1 protein-coding gene is annotated in these 796 nt (G+C 31.3%); it reads right to left on the reverse strand.

The features are described 5' to 3' along the window. Positions 1 to 32: 32 nt before the first annotated feature. Positions 33 to 796, reverse strand: a 764-nt coding sequence (ytxC, locus tag ACPYKA_RS14900; protein ID WP_479543006.1) for a sporulation protein YtxC, incomplete at its 5' end; no start/stop codon positions are given.

A 796-nucleotide genomic window follows, 5' to 3' on the forward strand; every position in this document is an offset into this window, starting at 1 on the left:
AGAATTATATCAAGATTTATGTATTATGGCAATTAATTAACATGATAGTGAAAAGGAAAGCGTTCTTTAGGCAAAAAAGTAACTCTCTCTTGAAAAATATTTAATATAGTTGATGTTTTGGCTTCGGCCGGATGATCCCCGTATATATAAATTTTCTTTGGCAGTAATGTAATGATCGGTGATAAATTCATTTCATTTGCATCTAATCCTAAAATATAAAGCGGCTCATTATACATTAATGTTTTTAGTTCAAGATAACTATACTGTTCCCCAGTTGGTTTATAAAATGTAAAATTCTCTCCTTGAACGATATGTAATTCATTTGATTTCGATTTTCTTCTTTTAATAAAATCACGGATCGATTGTACAAAGCTCTGATGCTCCTCCTCACGCTTCATTTCGTCAATTCCATATCCGACTGCTTCTTTTAATTTTTTTTGCAGCGGTTGCGTACAAAATGTTATTAACGAATCGAAATGAATTGGAAATGCGTCTTCAATATTTTGCCTTAGCGTGTTAAATAAATACTTTTCTAAGGAAAAATGCTCGTTAAATAATTGTTCTTGATAATGTTTTTCGGTAACTATCCAATTCGTTAACAAACATATCCTCTCGATTTCTTCCTTATCTGTATAGAAGTATTTTTCTCTCGTGATTTGTTTGATCATTTTGTTTAACCGATAAAACATTAACACTTTAACTAAGCAAGAAATCACTAAATCAAGTGTTACTTTCTGATCCTGAATACGCAGCTCATTCCCCCAATGTTCATCTCTTTTCCACTGTACACATATTT

Origin of the sequence: Pseudogracilibacillus amylolyticus (SeqCode) (assembly GCF_051918545.1) — a bacterium.
GTDB lineage: Bacteria > Bacillota > Bacilli > Bacillales > Amphibacillaceae > Pseudogracilibacillus.